Raw genomic sequence first — 20,875 nt, forward strand, 5'->3', positions numbered from 1 at the left:
CGATGTCGTCTGGATCCAGTGTGGAGGACCAGCCCCTCTCCATTGAAGGCCTTGAAGGCTTCATGGGGGACTACTACCAGCACCTGGCTGAGGAGGATGCCCGAAGCTACCCCCGGGACGTTCTGGAAGCCCGTGCCGGGGAACACCGCCGGGCAGCGTCCGTGCGGCAGCCCGGGCAGGCGAAGATATCGATCATTGATGAAGAGGACAGCAGCGTCGTCTTTGTGGTCACCGACGACATGCCGTTCCTGGTCGACTCCGTCAACGCCGAACTTGTCCGGCAGCACGCGGCCATCCGGCTCGTGGTCCACCCGCTTTTTGTAGCCACCAGGAACCGGGAAACGGGAGAACTGGTCAAGGTCAACAGGGTTCCGGCACATCTGGGCATTTCCAGCGGGGACACGGCGGCAATGCCCAACCTCTCCCACCTCATTGCGCAAGGTGAAAATGCCTCGCACATGGAGTCCTGGATCGCCGTCGAAGTCCACCGGGTTTCCGACGAAGCGAAGACTTCCCTGCTCGCGGGCCTGACCCGCGTCCTGAACGATGTCAGGGCTGCCGTCGAGGACTGGCCAAGGATGCGCCAAAAGGCGCTGGAGATCGCCGAAAGCCTGGACAAGGTGGCCAACTCCGCGCAGATTGCCGAATTGCGGCAGGCCAAGGACCTGCTGCGCTGGCTGGACGACGGAAACTTCACGTTCCTGGGCTACCGCGAATACGATCTGCTCAACGTCGACGGCGAAGACGTCCTGGAACTGCGCGAGGACAGCGGCCTCGGACTGCTCCGGGCAGCCGCGGACTCCCCGCACATCCAGCACCTCACCGATACGGGCCGCAAAAAGGCGCGGGAAAAGCGCGCCCTCGTCATCACCAAGGCCAACTCGCGGTCCACCGTGCACCGCTCGGCCTACCTGGACTACATCGGCATCAAAAGCTTCGACGCTGCGGGCAACGTCAACGGCGAGCGCCGCTTCATTGGCCTTTTTGCCACCAGCGCCTACGCCGGCTCCGTCCGCGACATCCCCATCGTCCGGGAAAAGGTGGATGCTGTCCTTCAGAACGCCGGCTTCCCGCCGGACTCGCACTCGGGCAAGGACCTGCTGGGAATCCTGGAAACCTACCCACGCGATGAGCTGTTCCAGATCGAAATCCCCGATTTGGCCGCAACTGCGCTTGGTATCCAGAAGTTGCAGGAACGGCGCCGTACCCGGCTGTTCCTGAGGCCCGACATCTACGGGCGTTTCATGTCCGCCGTCGTGTACCTGCCCCGGGACCGGTACACCACCAACGTCCGGCTTCGCATCGAACAAGAACTTCGGGAGACCTTCCAGGCGGTCTCGATCGACTACGAAGCCCGCATGACCGAATCGGCACTCGCGCGCCTGTTCTTCCGCATCCGGCTGCCCAAGGACGCCGACGTCAGCCATGTCAACAGTGACGAGCTGGAAAAGCGGCTGGTCCGGGCGGCAAGGTCCTGGAGCGAAGGCATCGCGGAGGTCCTGCGCGAGGGCCGGGACCCAGCCGAAGCCAAGGAACTGGCTGCCACCTGGGCCGAGGCGTTCCCTGCCAGCTACCGGGTGGACTATGAAGTAGAGGACGCCTTCGAAGACATCGCGCGGTTCGAAAAGTACGGGGCCGCTGCCGAACGGAACGCCGGGGCACGGCAGGACCGTCCCGGAGTCCACGTGTATCTTCCCGAAGGCGCCGGTGCAACACTGGAGGAAGACGCCCGGGTAAAGCTCTACATGCTGGAGCCCAAGAGCCTGAGCCAGATCCTGCCCTACTTCCACAACCTCGGCCTCGAGGTCCTGGACGAGCGGCCCTTTGAAATCGAAACAGCAGACCACCGGGACTTCTTCCTGTACGACCTGGGGCTGAAGTACCCGGCAGGAGTGGACCCTCTGTCCACGGGCGGGCTCCTTGCCGACTCCTTTGGCGCGGCCGTCACCGGTGCTGCGGAATCGGACAACTTTGACCGCCTGGTGTTGCGGGAAGGCCTGCAATGGCGGCAAATCACCGTGCTTCGCGCCTACGCCCGGTACATGCGCCAGATGGGCAACAGCAGTTCCTTCGGCTTCATGGCGGACACGCTCCTGGCCAACGCGGATGTGACCCGGGGGCTGAGCGCCCTCTTCGCGGCCCGCTTCGATCCCTCCATCAGCGATGGTGAACGCGCTGAGGCCCAGGCTTCGGTGCGTCAGGAACTGGCAGCGTCCATCGAAAAAGTTGCCACTCTCGATGCCGACCGCGTGCTGCGCACCTTCGTCAACCTGATCGAGGCCACCCTCCGCACCAACTTTTACCAGAACAAGCCGCACCTGAGCTTCAAGCTGGATCCCGCCCACATTGAGGGGCTGCCGTTCCCGCGGCCCATGTTCGAAATCTGGGTTTACTCCCCGCGCGTCGAGGGTGTGCACCTGCGGTTCGGCAAGGTTGCCCGCGGCGGGCTCCGCTGGTCCGACAGGCGGGAGGATTTCAGAACGGAAGTCCTGGGCCTGGTCAAGGCGCAGACGGTCAAGAACGCCGTCATCGTGCCCACGGGAGCCAAGGGCGGCTTCTTCGCGAAGCAGCTTCCGGACCCCGCAACCGACCGCGCGGCCTGGATGGCCGAAGGCGTCGAAAGCTACAAGACGTTCATCCGCGGGTTGCTGGACCTTACTGACAACCTCCTTACCGAAGGCGACGGCGAACGGCTCGTGCCGCCGTCGAACGTTGTCCGGCATGACGACGACGACTCCTACCTTGTGGTCGCGGCGGACAAGGGAACGGCTACTTTCTCGGACATAGCCAACGGACTGTCCGCGGAGTACGGCTTCTGGCTGGGGGACGCATTCGCCTCCGGGGGTTCCGTGGGCTACGACCACAAGGCCATGGGCATCACGGCGCGGGGCGCCTGGGAATCGGTGAAGCGCCACTTCAGCGAGCTGGACCTGGATACCCAGACCGAACCTTTCACCGTGGTTGGCGTGGGGGACATGTCCGGCGACGTATTCGGCAACGGGATGCTGCTGTCCCGGCACATCCGCCTGCTGGCGGCCTTTGACCACCGGCACATCTTCCTGGACCCCAACCCGGATGAGGCAGCCTCGTTCGCGGAGCGCCAGAGGCTGTTCGACCTGCCCCGGTCTTCCTGGGACGACTACGACAAGTCGCTGATCAGCGAAGGCGGCGGTGTCTTTGCCCGCCAGGCCAAGTCCATTCCCGTGTCGCCGCAGGTCCGGGCCGCGCTGGGGCTTCCGGCGGAAACCGCTGAGCTCAGCCCGCCGGAGCTCCTGCGCGCCATCCTGCTGGCGCCGGCTGACCTGCTCTACAACGGCGGAATCGGAACCTACGTCAAGGCGTCTTCCGAGTCGAACGCCTCCGTTGGCGATAAAGCAAACGATGCCATCCGGGTCAACGGCCGGGACCTGCGGGTCAAGGTAGTGGGTGAAGGCGGCAACCTGGGAATGACCCAGCGCGGCCGTATTGAAGCAGCGCTGCAGGGGGTCATCCTCAACACGGACGCCATCGACAACTCCGCCGGTGTGGACTGCTCCGACCATGAGGTCAACATCAAGATCTTCGTTGACCGGATGGTTGCCGCCGGCAAGCTGCCGGCGGGGGAGCGCGCAGACTTCCTGGCCTCCATGACCGATGAAGTGGGCCGCCTGGTTCTCGAAGACAACATCGACCAGAACATCCTGCTCCTGAACGACCGGACGCGCGTGGCGGAGTGGAGCCCAAGTTACGAGCGGCTCATGGACTGGCTGGAGAAGAGCGCCGACCTTAAGCGCGACCTTGAGGCGCTGCCCACGACGGAAACGCTGCGGGAACGGCTGCAGCAGGGTCAGGGACTGACGTCTCCGGAGCTCTCAGTACTGGCCGCCTATGCGAAGATCGAGCTGGCCTCGGCCCTGCGGGACAGCGACCTCGCTGATGACCCCTGGTTCCGTGACACCCTGCGGTCCTACTTCCCGCACCAGCTGCGTGAACGTTTCGACGCCGAACTGGACACGCATCCGCTGCGCCGCGAAATCATCGCCACGGTGGTGGCCAACGACATGATCAACCTTGGCGGCATCACGTTTGCCTTCCGGGTGATGGAGGAAACGTCCGCCAGCGAAGTTGCCGTGGCCAAGGCGTTTGTGGCGCTGCGCGAGGTGTATGAACTGGACGCGATGGTGGGGGAGCTGAACAGCCTGCCTGCCTCGTTCCCCACGGAGCACTGGAGCACAGTGCACCTGGACATCCGTCGGCTCCTGGACCGGGCAGTCCGCTGGCTGCTCAGCCAGGAAAGTGTTTCACGTCCCATTGCCGAGGTGGTGGCAGAGTTCAAGCCGCTGATGGATCCCATGCGGGCCCGGCTGCTGGACTACCTCCGCGGCGACGACCGCGATCGTGTGGCGGCGTGGCTGGCGAAGGGCCGCGAGTGGGAACTCCCGGAAGGCCTTGCGCTGCGCTGGGCCGAGCTGTTCGAGAGCTTCGTGCTGCTGGACATCGCCAAGATCGCCCGCTCCCGGAGGGACCGGGTAGAGGAGATTGCGGCCGTTTACTACACCGTGTTCAACCGGTTCCACGCGGACTCGCTGCTTGAACGGATCAGCAGCCTTCCCCGGCAGGACCGGTGGCAGGCGCTGGCACGGGCAGCGTTGCGCGATGACCTGTACTCAACGGTGTCGGACATGACGACGGCGGTGCTGGACGCAACGTCCGCCACCGGGTCGCCGGACGCGCGGCTCAAGGACTGGGAGGCTCAGAATGCCGAGCAGCTGGGCCGGGCAAAGAGCATGTTCGATGAGGTGAACGCACTGGAGGCCGACGACATGGCCTCACTGTCGGTAGCATTGAGGCTCTTGAGGTCAATCGTCCGGCGCTAGGAAGCAGGCGCCGTAACTGGAGGTGCAGTGGCAATCTTTACGGACCCCATCAGGGAGCACGCTGATTTCGGGCCGGGCGATGCCGAGTGGCTGCACCTCCTGGTGGGGGACTGGCAGATGGTTGCGGACCTTGCGTTCGCCGACCTGGCGCTGTGGTTCCCCCACCCGGAGCTTGGCTACATTGCCCTGGCCCACGTGCGTCCTTCCACCACGCACACGGCATTCCACAGTGACTTCGTGGGTGAGGGCATCCGCTCGGACCTGCAGCCGCTCGTGGACAAGGCATGGAACAGCAGGTCCATCGAGCGCTCCAGCGAGACGAACTGGAACAGTGAGATGGCCCTGCGGGTCGAGGCTGTTCCCATGGTGCGCAACGGGCGGACACTTGCGGTTGTTACCACTCACATGGACCTTTCCAGTTCACGGATGCCGTCCCGGCTTGAGTTGACGTACCGGCAGTGCGCCTACGATCTCCTGAGGATGGGCACCCTGGGCTTGTGGCCGGACTTTGCCTCGCCCACGGGCTCCCGGCGGGGCGCTCCCCGTGTGGGCGACGGGCTGATCAGGCTGGATGCCGACGGGGTGGTGCAGTACGCGAGCCCGAACGGAGTTTCAGCCTTCCGCCGGCTGGGCGACGGGGAGTCCCTGGAGGGGCGTTCGCTCGCCGAGGTCACCGCCGGCCTGCTCAAGGACCGCCGGCTGGTCGATGAGACCCTGCCGCTTGTAGTCACCGGCCGCATGCCCTGGCGCAGCGAGATTGAGTCCAGGGGAGTAAGCCTGTCCCTGCGTGCCATCCCGCTCCGGGATGAGCAGCAGCGGTTCGGCGCGCTGGTCCTCTGCCGCGACGTCTCAGAGCTGCGCCGCCGTGAAATGGAGCTGGTGACCAAGGACGCCACCATCCGCGAAATCCACCACCGGGTCAAGAACAATCTGCAGACGGTGGCTGCCCTGCTGCGGATGCAGTCCCGGCGCATGGTGAGCGATGAAGCAAAGCAGGGCCTGGAGCAGGCCATGCGCCGCGTGGCCACCATCGCACTGGTCCATGAGACGTTGTCGCAGGGGCTGACGCAGAGCGTCGATTTCGACGAACTGATCGGCCGCCAGTTCCGGCTGTCCGCGGAAGTGGCTTCCCCTTCACAGCAGGTCAGGACCGAACGCTCCGGCAGCTTCGGGGAGCTCCCCAGCGATCTCGCCACCCCGCTTGCCCTGGTGATCAACGAACTGGTGACCAATGCTGTGGAGCACGGCCTTGAGGGGAGGGCCGGCACCGTGTGGCTGGTTGCCGACCGGTCCGAAGCGGAGGACGGCGAAGAGCTGACCGTAACCATTGCCGACGACGGCGTGGGTCTTCCGCAGACCCCGCATGTCGAGGGCCTTGGCCTTCAGATTGTGCGGACGCTCGTCACGAGCGAGCTCGGCGGCACCATCACGTGGGAGCGCCGCGAGGGCGGCGGGACCGAGGTCAAGATCCGGCTCAGCCTGGCCGGGAAGTAGGAGGTGTGCTCCGGCCAGTGGTTTACCTGGCCGCGGGCTTGAACTGACAGAGGCCCCGTGACAATCCGGAATGGATGTGTCACGGGGCCTCTGTATGCCGGTTGCGTCGTCCTGTGCCGGTTTGCCGGCGCCGGGCTCCTAGGAGGCGCGGCGTGCGCGGGCGGCGCGCCGCTTCAGGGCGCGGCGCTCGTCTTCGCTCATGCCACCCCAGACTCCGGCGTCCTGGCCGGACTCAAGCGCCCACTGCAGGCAGGTGTCGACCACGGGGCACCGGCGGCAGACGCTCTTTGCTTCCTCGATCTGCAGGAGGGCCGGTCCTGTATTCCCGACGGGGAAGAACAATTCCGGGTCCTTGTCGAGGCACGCTGCGCGGTTACGCCAATCCATGCTGATCAGTTGCTCCATTTCTGGGAAGTGCCTTTGTGAAATTATTCACTAGTGGCTACAAAGGAAAAGGGCCCTCTGGGCCCCCTTGGTCATCTGCATCAAGCCTGTCATGTTAACGCTGTGTAAACAAGGGGTAATAACGCCTGATATCCCATGAAACCTGAGCGATGCATCACAGTGGCGGCTCCGGCCCTCACCAGTGTCCGACTATGTCCGGTAGGGTGCCAGTGTGTCAAGACCCCCGGTAGACCCAGCAGGTACCCCATCCTCTTCCGACCAACCCGGCGGCGTCCCCGACCGGGGGACCAACGGGCGGCCGGACCCGGTGCCCGCAGCCGCCAAAGTCATTGCCGTGGTTGTGGCTGCCGAGGCCACTGCGCTCCTGGCGGCGGCAGGCTGGTATGCCTACGAGTTGTTCAGCGGCAGCCCGGTCCTGTCCTTCTGGGGTGCGGTCTTCACTTTGGGACTCCTGCTGGCTTTTTCGGCGTGGCTGTACGCAGTGGCAGTCTTCCTCTACCGGGGCTACCGGTGGACCAGGGCGGCCGCGCTGGTCGCCCAGCTATTCGTCCTCACGATCGGGGTGCCCACGGTGACCAGCGGCCTGGTCCTGGCCGGCCTGGCGATGCTGGTCCCTGCCGTCACCGCCATTGTTCTCCTGTTTACCAACAAGGTTGTCAGCCATGCCTCGCGCACAGGGAGTGCACCGCCGGCCCTCTGAGGCTGGACCGTCCCCGATTCGTGGCTGACCCTGTGCGCTTCCTGGGCCGCGGGCCGGTCACCGACCTGCTCCAGCCCCCGCCACCTGGAGGGGGACGGCGCGGCCGCCGGTGATGAGGGCAGCACGTCCCGGCGGGGGATTGGACTCGACGTCGAACCGTATCCCGAAAAGGTCGCCGTCAGCGATCGAACGCGGGCCTAGCAGTATCCCGACGCCGGATGACCTTGCATTCATGAGGAGCGGGACACGATGGAGAAGCGCAGGACTGTAACCAGCGGTTACCACCAGGGAATGGCCAAGGGCATGTAGTTGGCCCACGTCCCTCAGTGCCGAAGGGGCGAGCTGGTCGATGTCGTCAACCAGCAGCAGTGCCTCCCGCGGCAACGAACCAGTCCCCGCCTGCAGGAGCATATCTGCCCAAAAACGCTCTGCGTCCTGGGGCGGCCCTTCATGTGCGCACCACAGTTGGCCGGGGTTGAGTTCCTCCAACGCGCGCAGGGTATTGCTCTTGCCGCTTCCGGGTTTGCCAAGCACCGCAACTACCCCGCTGGCCGGAATGCGGAAGGACGCTGCGGCGAGCTCATCCCCGGCCACTCCGAGGAGGACATCCCGTTGCCTCACGGGGGTTGTGGGCCGCCCCGGCTGATGACCGACGGTGGCTGGTTCCCGGCCTGGCTGGGCGTCGGCTGATGGACCCAGCCGGAGTGCCCGTGCCGCCACTGCTGCCACCTCCATCACGGTGATGTGCTCGGGGAGGGGTTCCAGCCGGAATGGCCGCAGCGAGGCACCCGGATATCCGGCGCCGCTTTTGCCCCGGACATTCGGCGCCGGGCTCCGGTAGAACTGGCAGGCAGCCGGACCGCCGTTGGAAACCGGGCCGAAGGCAACAGCCCTCCCTTCAATGGCGGGTACCGAGGGCATTCGCGGCCACATGGCACGGCCCTCCTCGGTGGAACCTGCTGGAAAATAGAATCGGTTGGGAACGGCGCCGAAGAACCTGGCAGTGACAAGCTCCCGCTCGCCGGAGAGCAGCAGCGTTATCCCTGCCTGGGCGCCGTCACGGACCAGGTCATGGACCAGGTCCTCAGCCCATGCGAGCGGTCCCGCACGCAAAGCCGACACCCAGGACCCCCAGCCGGAGACGACGACAACAAGAGGCACCTTCCCGGAGGCTGGATGGCTCCGCCGCTGACCCAGCTCCCGGACAAGCCGCTCCAGAATCCGAACTCCACGCCGCAGATCATCCAGTCCGGCCAGTGCTCCCACCCGGCCGGCACTGGCCAGTGCGAGGAGAGCTCCTGTGGCGTCCAGTATGTAAAAGTGGGATTCACTGCCACGGGTCATCAATGTGTGGACAGCCAGCTCCAAGGCCGCCCCGGCACCGGACGCAGGGTTGCCGATAAATGCTGCGTGGCTGTGGCGGGCAGGACTCCACGCCAGGGCTTCCACCCGTTGCTGTTCGGGCACGTCCATGAGGCCGAGGCGGACTTCACCCGACAAGTTGACGGGTTCCAGCGGCCGCGAACCGGGAACGGCAGAGCAGGGGGACTGACCACCGGAGGCGGGTACTTCCAGATCCGCCGGCAGCGGAGGGGCGACGGGCTTCCTCGGGACCTGCTTCTCCTGCTGGGTGCAGAGGTTCCGCACCATGGCCGCCAAGGGTTCCACAGCCTCCGCCGGAGTTGGCACAGAGGCTGGCGCCTTACCGGGCCCGGTAACCTGGCCCGCCAGAAAATCGATCGTCCGGTGGACAACCACAGGACATGAGTCACCTCCCGCCGCCACGGCCATTGACGCACCCTGGAACTCCTCGGCGGCCTCCGTCCCACGGGCCAGGAACGCCCGGCCAGGTGCGTCCACACTGATGGCCGCAGCGCTCCTGCAATTGACCACATCAACCGACTCCATGTCGGATTGCACACGAAGGGCGATGCTGGACGTAACGTTGGCGCGGATGTCCGCTGTCAGCGCTCCCTGCGGCCTCTGCGTTGCCATGATCAGGTGGATCCCCAAGGAACGCCCGATGGACGCTATGCGCAGCAGCTCACGAAGCACCTCCGGCGCATCCTCCACCAGCATCCTGAACTCGTCGATGACAATGACCAGGTGGGGGAGCACAAAGTCCTCCGCCGCCTTGGTGGAGCGGTACGCGGAAAGGTCCGGGACCCGGGCCGCAGCAAGGCATTGCTCCCGGAGTTGCAGTTCGGCCCGGAGCGAGGTCAGTGTCCGTTCCATTTCGGAGCTGGAAAGGTCGGTCTGCAGTCCTACACAGTGGACGAGGTCACTCAGCGGACCAAGCCCCGAGCCGCCCTTGAAGTCGATCAGGAAGAAGTTGACCCGCTCGGGCGGATAGCTGAGGGCGAGTGCGAGCGTAAGGCTGCGGAGCAGTTCCGATTTCCCGGAGCCTGTGGTGCCCGCCACCAGCAGGTGGGGCCCGTCGTGGTGCAGATCCACGGTCTTGGTTCCTGCCGCACCGAGGCCCAAGGGTACGGCCAGCCCGTCCTTTTGCCCGCTGGAGCCCCAACGGTCAGCTGTGGCTGCAGGCGTCAACGGCAGGACCTCGCCGAGGCTGCAGGTGGCGGGAACGGATCCCGCTTCCATCGTGCCTTGCCGCGGAGCGCCTGCCATGCTCCGGCAGAAACCGCTGAAGACATCCTCCGGCACCAGATCGGGAACAAAGAAGGTCTCGCAAGAATCCTCGAGGAGGACAGACCTGCGCTCGGAAAGAAAGACATCCGGTGTGGGCCATTCCCCCTCTTCCGGCCGGAAGTGGAGCACCTGCCATCCGTGTCGAATCGCTGCATCCCGTATTGAGTTATCAGCTGCCCCTTCAGCGCTTTCCCCTCGAATCAGCAGGACGGCGCGCTCGCAGCCGTGCGGATGACCGCTGGTCACCACACTGAGGGCTGCGTGTGGTGTGGCAGTGAGAGTCACCCTGGGCAGATACCGGGCGGCGAGTGGCAGGCTTCCCGGCTTTCCATGAACCAGCACGTGAGTTGTGCCTGCGCGCGGATACCCACCCAGTTGCATGAGTATGGACCGGATGGCGCCGTCAGTGGCGGACCGCGGACCGCCAATGGTGGTGAGTCCGCGGTCCGGGTCCAGGACCAGGGGGACCGCCCCTGCCGGTGGAACGGCGGGACCGGCGCCTGCCGGTTCAATCCGGACGTTGGCCGCCTGCTCTGCCTGGCCCAGCCGCAACCAGACGCCTTCGCCGGAGCCGGGACCGGACGTCTTCTTGCCCCGGGGTGCTGTCAAGGCGACGAGGGACAGGGGCGGTGCACTCCGCCGTCGTCGTTCCCTGTCTTCCTTCACCGCGGACTCCAGGGCAGCGGACAGGTCCCGTCTCTGCCGCCGTCCGCTGGCAGCAGGAACGAGGACGGCGCATGCGGAAGCGGCGGAGAAGGCAAGGAACATCCACATCCCCGTGAGTACGGCCAGCAGCACCCCGGCTGCCAGTGGGAGAACCGCGGTGAGAACGAGTGCTGCCCGGTTTCCGGCGTCAACGCGGGCGGGTACGACAATGGGCTCCGTCACGGACTGGCCGGCGTCAGCAAGTGCCCGCCCTGGCGGGTCTGCAAATATCAGCGACAGGGTCGATTGCCCACATCTGATGCTGGAATCCGTGGAGATGACCTTGGTCCGGATCCTTTCGCCGTCAACATAGGTGCCGTTGGCACTGTCCAAGTCGATCAACAGGATGTCGGTGTCCGTGACCACAACCCGCGCGTGTTTACGCGACAACTCCGGGTCCGGGATGACTATCCGCGTTCCGCTTCGGCCGATGCTGTATCTGCCGCGCCGCAACGGAACGACCGTCCCCGCGGCGGCGCCGCTGTCGACGGCAAGAGCCAGGGGAGCCGCGGCTTCAGGGGACGGCCGGCGCCGCGGCCGCCGGGTTGACGGGACGGGGCCGCCGTCGACAAGGATCGCGGCCTCTATTAGCGGGGGTACTCCGAAGGCCACACAACGCAGGTCCTTCCCATCTACGGTGACGGCGCCCGTACGGAACTTCCGGACCAGCTGCTCGTGGATCATCTCGCCTGGCGTGCCGGCCGGGGCGCTAATGGACAGTTCCACGGGCGGCTGGTCCGGTGATGATCCCGGGCCGCCAACCAGTGTGCAGTTGAGTGTCATCGCTTGGGATCCTTCGTGCATGTAGCCACACGCTAGCCAGGGCACGCCGCGCCCGGCAGGCGTTTCACGGCCTATGTGGATAAACGTGTGGTTTCCGGCCTCCCCGGAAGGCGGCAGCCCGGTTAGGATCACTACACCCTGGACCGGGCCAGGCGGTCCGACAGCAGCGAAGGAGTCCCTTTTGAACACGATCGCTGACAGTGCGGACGTCGACGCCGGAGCCCGCATAGGCGCAGGCAGCAAGGTGTGGCACCTTGCCCAGATCAGGGAGGCAGCGCGCCTGGGGGAGAACTGCGTTGTCGGCCGCGGCGCCTATATTGGCCCTGGCGTGGTCCTGGGGGAGAACTGCAAGGTCCAGAACTACGCACTGGTGTACGAGCCGGCAGTTTTGGAGGCGGGAGTGTTCATCGGCCCGGCGGTGGTCCTGACCAACGACGTCTTTCCCCGTGCGGTGACACCGGAGGGCAGCCTGAAGACGGAGGATGACTGGGACAAAGTGGGCGTCACCATCCGGCAGGGAGCAGCCATCGGCGCCCGCGCCGTCTGCATAGCACCCGTGACGGTCGGTGCGTGGGCCATGGTGGCGGCAGGCGCCGTCGTCACCAAGGACGTGCCGGACTTTGCCCTGATGGCGGGAGTCCCCGCGCGACGAATCGGATGGGTCGGGAAGGCGGGCAAGCCTCTCCTGCAGGAGGGCAGGCAGTGGATCTGCCCGGAAACGGGGGACACCTACCTGGAGGGCGGCGGAGTGCTGCGCCCTGCCTGAAACGACGTGTGCACCAGCTCACAGCGGGCAGGCTGATTCGACGGGCCCTGCGGTCCCTCGGGTAGGCTGGAGCAGCAGACAATGCACGCCTTTGCGCTGCCCGCATTCGAACCAGGAGATTTTGTGACCGCTGACCTCGTCATCGTAGGGTCCGGCTTTTTTGGCCTGACAATCGCAGAACAGGCCGCCACCGAGCTCGGCCTGAAGGTCGTCGTCATCGACCGCCGTCACCACATCGGAGGCAACGCGTACAGCGAAAAGGAAGAACAGACCGGAATCGAGATCCACCGGTATGGTGCCCACCTTTTCCACACCTCCAACGAACGCGTGTGGGAGTACGTCAACAGGTTCACCACCTTCACCGACTACGTGCACAAGGTCTACGGCGTCCATAAAGGCGAGGTCTATTCGCTGCCGATCAACCTGGCCACGATCAACCAGTTCTTCCGGGCCAACCTCACACCCGGCCAGGCACGGGACCTCATCCAGGAGCAGGCCGGCGAGCTGGCGGGAACCGACCCCCAGAACCTGAACGACAAGGGCATCCAGCTGATCGGCCGCCCACTGTACGAGGCTTTCATCAAGCACTACACCGGCAAGCAGTGGCAGACGGATCCCAAGGACCTGCCGGCCGGCATCATCTCCCGGCTGCCCGTGCGCTACAACTACGACAACCGGTACTTCAACGACAAGTACGAGGGGCTGCCCACCAACGGCTACACCGCCTGGATCGAGAAGATGGCGGAGCACCCCAACATCGAGGTGCGGCTCAACACCGACTTCTTCGATGAGTCCCACGAGTACAGCAAGAACAAAGTGGTGGGCAACATCCCCGTTGTTTACACCGGCCCGGTTGACCGCTACTTCGACTACGCCGAGGGCGACTTGTCCTGGCGCACCATCGACTTCGAAGAAGAAGTCCTTGAGGTGGGCGACTTCCAGGGCACGTCCGTTGTGAACTACAACGACGACGACGTCCCCTACACCCGCATCATCGAACCCCGCCACTTCCACCCTGAGCGCGACTACCAGAGTGAGAAGACTGTCGTCATGCGCGAGTTCTCGCGCTTTGCGGAGAAGGGCGATGAGCCCTACTACCCGGTCAACACCTCGGCGGACAGGGAGCGGCTGCTCAAGTACCGCGACCTCGCCAACGCGGAGAAGGATGTCCTGTTTGGCGGCCGCCTCGGCACCTACAAGTACCTGGACATGCACATGGCCATCGGGTCCGCGCTGAGCATGTTCGACAACAAGATCAGGCCGCACTTCGAAAGCGGCGTGAAGCTGGAAAGCGGAGGCGTGGACGCATGAGCGGTTCGCCGGGCTGGGCGACACTCCAGCGGGTGATATTCCCGCCGGAATCCAGAGTCGACACGATGTCGCTCTATGCGGACCCCGGCCCGGCAACAGGGATACGTTTCCGGGAAAGCGATGAGTCGGCCCGGAATCCCAAACGGGCAGAGGACAAGCTGCAACTTGTGGGATCCAGCCAGCGGGAGGTGCACTTCGACGACCTGCTGTCCCGGTTCTCCCTCCGCGTGCGTTCAGGGGAGCAAATCTCGCTGGGAACGTATTTCAACGCGTTTCCCGCCAGCTACTGGCGGAGGTGGACACACCTGCGCGAGGTTCGCCTGGTGGTCGAGACGTCCGGCCACGGATCCATCACCGTCTACAAATCGAACGCGCGCGGCACCATTCAACGCGTGGATGGCACGAGGGTCGAGGGCGACTCACGAACAGAGTTCAATCTTTCCATCAAACCCTTTGGCGACGGCGGGTGGTATTGGTTCGACCTGGCCTCAAGCCGGGGTGACCTTATCCTCGGTGAGGCCCGCTGGGAAGGGGCTCCCGCAGAGCGCCCCCTTGAAACAGCGACCATTCAGATCACCACAATGAACAAGCCGGACTTCTGCCTTGCCAACATCCGTGCACTGGCAGAACACCCGGAAGCGCTCGAGGTGGCCCGGGAAGTACTTATAGTTGACCAGGGCACCGTAAAGGTGGCTGACCAACCCGGCTTCGCTGAAGTCGCAGCCAGCATCGGTCCCAAGCTTCGAGTGATCGACCAGGCGAACCTGGGTGGTTCCGGAGGATTCGCCCGCGGAATGTATGAAGCTGTTGAAAACGGCAGCGATTACGTTCTGCTCCTTGACGACGACGTTGTGATGGAGCCGGAAAGCATCCTGCGAATGATGGCGTTCTCCGGCCGCTGCCGTAAGCCCACCATCGTCGGCGGCCACATGTTCGACCTGTACAGCCGCAGCACGCTGTATTCAATGGGCGAAACGATTGATTCCCGGCGGTTTTCGCCCAGCCAGCCACACCAGGACATGCAGATGCGGCACGACTTCAGTGTGTCGAACCTCCGGCAGACGCCGTGGCTGCACAGGCGCGTCGACGTCGACTACAACGGTTGGTGGATGTGCCTGATACCCACTTCCGTCATACGCGACATCGGCCTTCCGCTGCCTTTGTTCATCAAATGGGACGACTCGGAGTACGGGCTGCGCGCCCGGGCCGCCGGCTACCGGACCGTATCGTTGCCCGGCGCAGCGCTCTGGCATATCTCATGGATTGACAAAGACGACCTGGTTGGCTGGCAGGCATATTTCCATAACCGGAACCGCCTGATAACCGCCCTCCTCCACAGCCCCCAACCGAAGGGCGGCTCCGTATTGCGGGAATCTTTCCAGGAAGACGTAAAGCACCTCGTCTCGCTGCAGTACTTCACGGTGCAGAACCGGCTGACGGCGAGGTCGGACCTGATGACCGGTCCCTCCCACCTGCATCCGTCCCTCGCCACCAAGCTGGCCAGCATCAACAAGATGCGGGACTCCTTCCCCGATGCACAGCTGCGTGAAGATGTTGACGATTTTCCTGCACCTTCCCTCGGGACAGGACTTTCGGGGCAGGCCGACAGCCAGATGCCCGCGAAGAAGGACATGGTCAAGTGGGGCCTGACGACAGTGGCCCGGCAGTTGCTTAAGCAGCCATCCCCGGCTTCGCTCGAACGCCCGCAGGCTTACCTTGCCCACGTCGACAACAGGTGGTTCCGTACGGCGCAGTTTGATTCCGTCGTAGTATCCAACGCCGAGGGAACAGCCGCCTCCTGGTATAAACGCGACCCAAAAAAGCTGAAAGCCATGCTGGGCCAGTCCGCTCTTCAGCACGCGGCGCTCTATAAAAACTGGGACGCCTTAGCGGCGGACTACCGCGCAGCGCTTGCGGACCTGGTATCCATGGAGGCGTGGCGGAAAACCTTCCACGGGGACGGGTAGCTGCACTTAAACAACGAAACGGCTGCCGGATTCACATCCGGCAGCCGTTTCGCGTTCCAGATGGGGCTCAGGCCCGCTCCCCAGCGGAGACTGCATGTGCACGCGGCAGGCTGGACCCTGCAGGTTTCACCGTGAGCAGGCGGTACAGGCACACGGCACCGGCCGCCAGAAGTGCCATGTAAATGACGGCGAGGCCCTGCCAGGTCAGCGGCGGCTGCCAGCGGGGATCAAACATTTCAGTCCAGTTGACGTGGTCCTGAATGCCGATGGTGTACCGCCGCAGTCCCTCCAGGAAGATGTACGTGTGGGCGAGGACGCCCAGGACCAGGCCCCAGCGGATCATGGACTTGGTCCACGGTGTGATGCGGAACTGGCGGAACCGCGTGGTTACCCCGGCTGCCAGGATCAAGGTCACCACCATGGCGAGTGCGTAGCGGCCCTGCCAGATCCAGCCGAGCTTCTCACTCGAACTTGCCTGGAGCGCGGTGGGCACGGCGATGACTGTGACCGTGAGCAGGGCCATGACCCAGCGGCCGCGCACGGGGCGGGCTGTGTAGGCGAGAAACAGCAGGGCGCCGAATCCGAGTACCCAGGTGTAAAGGGTGCCCGGCGGGGGCATGGTGTCGATCCAGCCGAGGACACCGACGTACTCGACCATGAAGAACACCGTCTTATCCAGCATGGCGACGGCCGCATCTTCTGCCCGCATCGGTGCGCCCGCAAGAAGGCTGTCAAAGCTCCTGGCGGCGAAGACCCACCACAGAGCGAACACGCACGACAACGCAATGATGCCCATGGCGATCTGGAAGCCGCGCTGGGCCAGGGTCTTCATAAGCGTCCCGAAGCCGTAGCACAGCACGGCTGCGATCGCAGCAAGCGCCAGCCACAGCAGAGAAAGCGGACGGGTGTGCGCCAGGAGCGATGCGGACAGGGTAAGGAGAACCAGCGGGAGCCGTTGCAGTGATGTCCTGCCGGCCACCTGTTCAAAGACGGCGCACAGGCTGAGGAAGACGGCGCCGGTGGTTGCTATTTCCAGAGCATTGGGGTTAATGGAACCGGAGAGGAAGAACACCGCCGGCGTCAGGGCAACAGCGGCGGCGATGACAGGCCGCCTGAAGTGGCGAAGCGAGAAGGCGGCCGTGAAGATTGCTGCCAGGAAGAACCCGACGAGCCAGCTGCTGATGATTCTCATGGCGTAGATTGCCGGCTCACCACTGAGGCCCCGGCTTCCCATGCCGACGATCGCGTAATAGACAGGATTGTAGTTTCCGGCGGACGTCTTTCCTGCGGTCCAGCCGCGGTCCGTTGCGTCAACCGGCTTGGCGCAGTCCGCGGTGATGTTCGAGTGCTGGGCAAAGCAACTGCGGACATTCAGGTTCGCAATGTATCCCGGGACCTGGACAACCAACGGATCGCCCTGCACTCCCGATCCCGTACCCATAAGTTGCCCCCTGGCCACCGCAGCGGCCTTGATGGCGTGCGCGGGTTCGTCAGGGACGGACATCAGGGGGGACGCGAAGCTCCAGACGCTGCCAATGGAGCCGAAAATCAGCCAAGCAACGATGAGGACCCGGAGGGGCGACGGCGGGAGGCGGCGCGGGCCGGCAGTCCTGATTTTGGGCATGGGCAAGGAGCGAGTGGAATACGGCATGATAGCTTTAAGGATACTTGGAGGCGGGCTGTGCAGAGGCTGAACACTCCGCAACCATGAGAGGATCACCCACCCATGCCAACACCGCCGTCAGGCACGTCTTCATCACCGGAAACCCCCGTCGAAGCTGCTCCAGCTGTTCCGGGAATGGTGATGGGGCTTTACCGGCACCCGGTGGTCAGGTTCCTGCTTGTTGGCGGCGTTTCGTTTGCCCTGGACCTCGGGCTGTTGGCCATCCTCCACGAAATTTTCGATGTCCCGCTGTGGATAGCGACTCCCATCGCGTTTATCGTGAGCCTGGTCTTCAACTTCCTCCTGCAGCGCCTGTTCACGTTCCGCGCCAACAACAGTGGCAGCATCAGCGCGCTGAAGTACATCCTGCTGGTCATCGTCAACATCGTGATCAGCGACCTCATCGTCACTGGGTTTGACGCCGTCGGCTGGACCTACGTCATCGGCAAGACAGCTGCCACCATCCTTACGACGGCGTGGAATTACTTCCTGTACCGGCACTGGATTTTCCGGCGTTCACCGGAAGAGACCCGCTCATAAGGCAACGCGGGTGGTGCGCTTCAGGCTTCCACCCACGCCCGCCGGCCCGACTATTCCGCCGGGCTTAACCACTCTGTAGAGGACCGGCTGGCTGGACGCCTGCCCCCGCCTCAGTCCGGCCGCCCGCAAGACTGCCTGCCCGCCGTTCGATGCCGGGCAGGCTGTCTGCAGGGTACTCCGTTGACAACGGGCGGCCCGGGGGTGCCCCGAAGGTAAAGTCCCTCGGACCCGCCGGGTGGCCCCGGGTCAGTCTATTTTCCCTGCCGCAGTCTCTCGCCAGCGCTCATCTGCGCTTCAGCCGCAGCAGGTGCACCTGACGGCGCAGGCTCCCGACCAACAACTTCTTGCGTTGTATCTGCAGCCCGGCTTGAGTTGTGTTGGGCTCCGCCCTTCCGGGACAAAGTTCCCTTCACCAGGGGACTTCCTGGGTGGAGGTACCGGAAGAGGAGCAGGGCTCCGACCGCCGTCACGAGCAGGTACAGGACGGTCAGAGGCAGCCAGCCCAGGGGCGGCTGCCAGTGCGGTGACGAAAACAGTGTTTGCCAGTTGGCTATTTCGCTGATGCCGACGACGTAGCGGCGCAGAACATAGACAAAGGCGAGCGTGTGGCACCCAACGATGAGCCAAAAGAAGACCCTGGAAATGCGCAATGCCAGGGGGCCGCCGGGAAACCGCAGCTTCCGCAGGCCAAGGCCCACACTGATGAACAGAACCACCACCAACGGAAGCGTGTAGCGGCCCTGCCAGATGAATCCCATCCCGCGCCACAGCGCGGTTTGCAGGAGCGCCGGGACCAGGTACAGCATGGCCAGCGCCACCCAGTAACCCGTCCAGTTCCGCAGCGGGCGGACGCAGAAGGGGACCACGAGCCCTGCAATCATGAGGCCGCCCCACACAAGGGCAACCAGTTCGGGGACCGGCGTGTCCAGCCAGCCCATGGTTCCGATGTATTGCGGGAAGAAGTCGTAGGTCTGGTCAAGCATGATCATGAAGCCCCTGTAGAGGGGAGCGTCGGGGTGCGGGCTGGCAATACCCTCAGGAGCAACTCCGACGTTGGCGGGGCCGTTCGCCGCGATGTACATCCACAGCAGGCCCAGCAGGGCCCCCGGAACTGCCAGTGCTACGGCGGTAAGGACCCGCCGGTCGCTGAAGACGGTTACGACCCTGCGGAGCCGGAAGGAGCAAACCCCTACGACGAGGGCGCACAGCAGCCACACCAGCGATATTTGCCGGGCATTGGCCAGCACCACCGTCGCGGCCGCGACGGTGGCCAGGGCGGGCAAGACACGCTTGGTGCCCCGTCGGTTGTCAAGGACGACGACGAAACCTGAGAAGGCAGCCATTGTGGCGGCAATCTCCAACGAGTTGGGGTTGATGCCTCCGCCGAGGAACAGAACCATGGGCGTCATCGCAAGGGCTGCGACAAGGACGGCGTACTTTGGCCGCCTCAGCTCAGTCAAGGCTGTGAACCCAGCGGCGAAGAACACGGCGCACAGGAGCGCGCTGACCAGGCGCATGCCATAGATTGCGGGGGCGCCGGACATGAACAGGGTGGGAAGCCCTACTATCCAGTAGTACATCGGGTTGTAGGAGCCTGCGGATGTGACACCGATGTTCGTGAACGTATCGTCCACGTAGATGGGCGCTGCGCAGTCGGCTGCCTGCGCCCTGTTGAACTTGTAGCAGCTCTGGGCATGGAGACTGGCGATGTAGTTGGGAACGCGGACGTGGACGCCATGGCCAAATGATGTGCCGTCCTCAACCAGGACCTGGCCCCGGACCACGGCTGCCGCTTTGATGGTGTGGGCCGGTTCGTCGGGGACGCCCATCAAGGGTGTTGCCAGGGACCACAGGCCAAACAGCAGGAAGAAGATCCCAGTCAGGAGCGCGAAGGTGGGAAGGGGCCGGGGAAGGGAACGCGCGCGAACACTTCTTAGGAATAAACTCACTGTCCGTCTCCAATTGCATTGACGAGGGCGCGACCTTCGTTCACCGCCTTCTTGCTTGGCGACATGACGAAGGCGAATGCGTTCGCGTTCTTCTGTGCTTCTTCGCTGAGTGCGCTTTCAGCGAATGAGCGGGCCAGCCGGCCCATATGGTCGTCGGTGTACTCCCTGCACATGTACATGTAGATAACGGTGCCCAGGCCATAACCCGAGCGCCCATCGAGTGCTTGGGTGACTGCCCTTGATGACGCGGCTACGTTACCGGTGGACACGGCGTCGACCACTGAGGATGCCTGGAGCCGCCGGGGCTTGCCGTCGAAGACGAGCTGGGCAGCGACAAACCTGTTTCCGATGATGCTTCCATCAAGGATTGACAGGCCTCCGTTGGTGTCGTCCAGCTTGTTCGCGAGATCCAATGGGGGAGACTGGACTTGACCTTTGACACTGCCCGGCCACCTGTCTTCGGCGGGCGCGTTCCAGTCAGTTCCCGCGTCCTTGAGGTAGGAATTGACCGGGCGGACAGTATCCGAGGGCCCCTCCTGTACCAGAACCGTGATGGCTACGTCCGGAAGGGTGGTCTCCGGATTCAGTGCCGCTATTTTGGGGTTGTTCCAGCGAGTGATGCCCCCCTGCAGGATCTGTGCAAGGGTTTTGGCGTCCAGGATGAGGTCGTTGACGCCCTTGAGCTTGACGGCGACGCCCACGGGCAGGACACCGGCAGCCAGGGACATGGCACCCTTGGATGTGCACATTCCCCGGACCGCGGAAGCCTCGGTTTCCGGGAGCGGGGCGGAACCAACAGCGAACTGTGACTGCCCGTCCTGGAACGCTTTCAGGCCTGCCGCGGACCCGTCGGGGGAGTAGCTGACGTAGGTTCCCTTCACGGAGCTGCCCCATGCGAGGCCCCACGCACTGACAGCTCCCTGGCCGGCATTGCTTCCAATTCCGGTCAGGGCACCCTCGATTGTCCCCGGCGGCATGGTTGCGCATGCGGACAAGGGCAGGAGTGCGGACAGCACAACAGCGGCGCCGATTTTAGTTCGTCGAGAAACGGGAATCACCTATCCAGCCTAGTGGTCCAGCACTGCAA

12 protein-coding genes are annotated in these 20,875 nt (G+C 64.3%); 7 read left to right on the forward strand and 5 right to left on the reverse strand.

The features are described from left to right. Positions 1-2: 2 nt before the first annotated feature. Together BACI349Y_RS07400 and BACI349Y_RS07405 are read left to right on the forward strand one after the other, a co-directional pair. On the forward strand, positions 3-4,856 hold the full coding sequence (locus BACI349Y_RS07400) for an NAD-glutamate dehydrogenase (protein ID WP_159631564.1): 4,854 nt from the start codon (positions 3-5) through the stop codon (positions 4,854-4,856). Between the two features lie 27 nt (positions 4,857-4,883). Continuing rightward, the gene (locus tag BACI349Y_RS07405; protein WP_159631565.1) at positions 4,884-6,350 is read left to right on the forward strand and encodes a sensor histidine kinase; all 1,467 of its coding nucleotides are present in this window, start codon (positions 4,884-4,886) and stop codon (positions 6,348-6,350) included. Between the two features lie 138 nt (positions 6,351-6,488). Here the strand turns inward: BACI349Y_RS07405 and BACI349Y_RS07410 are convergent, their stop codons facing one another. After that, positions 6,489-6,737, reverse strand: coding sequence for a WhiB family transcriptional regulator (locus BACI349Y_RS07410; RefSeq protein WP_003804966.1), 249 nt, complete (start codon positions 6,735-6,737; stop codon positions 6,489-6,491). Positions 6,738-6,966: 229 nt separating this feature from the next. Between BACI349Y_RS07410 and BACI349Y_RS07415 the strand changes: the two genes are divergently transcribed. Then, a complete protein-coding gene (locus BACI349Y_RS07415; RefSeq protein ID WP_442858400.1) occupies positions 6,967-7,455 on the forward strand; it encodes a hypothetical protein in 489 nt (162 codons plus the stop codon). A gap of 57 nt (positions 7,456-7,512) precedes the next feature. Here the strand turns inward: BACI349Y_RS07415 and BACI349Y_RS07420 are convergent, their stop codons facing one another. Further along, positions 7,513-11,592 (reverse strand): FtsK/SpoIIIE domain-containing protein, encoded by a 4,080-nt coding sequence (locus BACI349Y_RS07420; RefSeq protein WP_159631566.1) that lies wholly within the window; start codon positions 11,590-11,592, stop codon positions 7,513-7,515. Between the two features lie 181 nt (positions 11,593-11,773). Here BACI349Y_RS07420 and BACI349Y_RS07425 point away from each other — a divergent pair, with 181 nt between their 5' ends. The 3 genes from BACI349Y_RS07425 (at position 11,774) to BACI349Y_RS07435 (ending at position 15,636) form a co-directional block, all read left to right on the forward strand. Continuing rightward, positions 11,774-12,358, forward strand: a complete 585-nt coding sequence (locus BACI349Y_RS07425; RefSeq protein ID WP_236560757.1) for an acyltransferase — start codon at positions 11,774-11,776, stop codon at positions 12,356-12,358. 123 nt (positions 12,359-12,481) lie between these two features. Continuing rightward, a complete protein-coding gene (gene glf, locus BACI349Y_RS07430) occupies positions 12,482-13,669 on the forward strand; it encodes a UDP-galactopyranose mutase (protein WP_159631568.1) in 1,188 nt (395 codons plus the stop codon). After that, positions 13,666-15,636 (forward strand): glycosyltransferase, encoded by a 1,971-nt coding sequence (locus tag BACI349Y_RS07435; protein ID WP_159631569.1) that lies wholly within the window; start codon positions 13,666-13,668, stop codon positions 15,634-15,636. Before glf ends, BACI349Y_RS07435 begins: the two co-directional genes overlap by 4 nt. A gap of 67 nt (positions 15,637-15,703) precedes the next feature. On the opposite strand, the gene BACI349Y_RS07440 is transcribed toward BACI349Y_RS07435, so the two are convergent. Continuing rightward, the gene (locus BACI349Y_RS07440) at positions 15,704-17,260 is read right to left on the reverse strand and encodes a DUF2142 domain-containing protein (RefSeq protein ID WP_236560760.1); all 1,557 of its coding nucleotides are present in this window, start codon (positions 17,258-17,260) and stop codon (positions 15,704-15,706) included. Between the two features lie 102 nt (positions 17,261-17,362). On the opposite strand from BACI349Y_RS07440, the gene BACI349Y_RS07445 reads away from it, so the two are divergent. Then, positions 17,363-17,839, forward strand: coding sequence for a GtrA family protein (locus BACI349Y_RS07445; RefSeq protein WP_236560761.1), 477 nt, complete (start codon positions 17,363-17,365; stop codon positions 17,837-17,839). Positions 17,840-18,090: 251 nt separating this feature from the next. On the opposite strand, the gene BACI349Y_RS07450 is transcribed toward BACI349Y_RS07445, so the two are convergent. Continuing rightward, a complete protein-coding gene (locus BACI349Y_RS07450; RefSeq protein WP_159631571.1) occupies positions 18,091-19,788 on the reverse strand; it encodes a DUF2142 domain-containing protein in 1,698 nt (565 codons plus the stop codon). Continuing rightward, positions 19,785-20,765 carry a substrate-binding domain-containing protein gene (locus BACI349Y_RS07455; protein WP_159631572.1) on the reverse strand — a complete coding sequence of 327 codons (981 nt, stop codon included), beginning with the start codon at positions 20,763-20,765 and terminating at the stop codon, positions 19,785-19,787. The genes BACI349Y_RS07450 and BACI349Y_RS07455 overlap by 4 nt, the downstream gene beginning before the upstream one ends. Positions 20,766-20,875: the final 110 nt, after the last annotated feature.

This window comes from Arthrobacter sp. 8AJ (assembly GCF_902506025.1).
Taxonomy (GTDB): Bacteria; Actinomycetota; Actinomycetes; order Actinomycetales; family Micrococcaceae; genus Arthrobacter.

What these genes read in the sequence shown, in the direction of transcription:
- BACI349Y_RS07400 (WP_159631564.1), top strand. Translation starts at nt 3, where the DNA reads ATGTCGTCTGGATCCAGTGTGGAGGACCAGCCCCTCTCCATTGAAGGC.
- BACI349Y_RS07410 (WP_003804966.1), bottom strand. Translation starts at nt 6,737, where the DNA reads ATGGATTGGCGTAACCGCGCAGCGTGCCTCGACAAGGACCCGGAATTG.
- BACI349Y_RS07420 (WP_159631566.1), bottom strand. Translation starts at nt 11,592, where the DNA reads ATGACACTCAACTGCACACTGGTTGGCGGCCCGGGATCATCACCGGAC.
- BACI349Y_RS07435 (WP_159631569.1), top strand. Translation starts at nt 13,666, where the DNA reads ATGAGCGGTTCGCCGGGCTGGGCGACACTCCAGCGGGTGATATTCCCG.
- BACI349Y_RS07440 (WP_236560760.1), bottom strand. Translation starts at nt 17,260, where the DNA reads ATGCCCAAAATCAGGACTGCCGGCCCGCGCCGCCTCCCGCCGTCGCCC.
- BACI349Y_RS07445 (WP_236560761.1), top strand. Translation starts at nt 17,363, where the DNA reads ATGCCAACACCGCCGTCAGGCACGTCTTCATCACCGGAAACCCCCGTC.
- BACI349Y_RS07455 (WP_159631572.1), bottom strand. Translation starts at nt 20,765, where the DNA reads ATGCCGCCGGGGACAATCGAGGGTGCCCTGACCGGAATTGGAAGCAAT.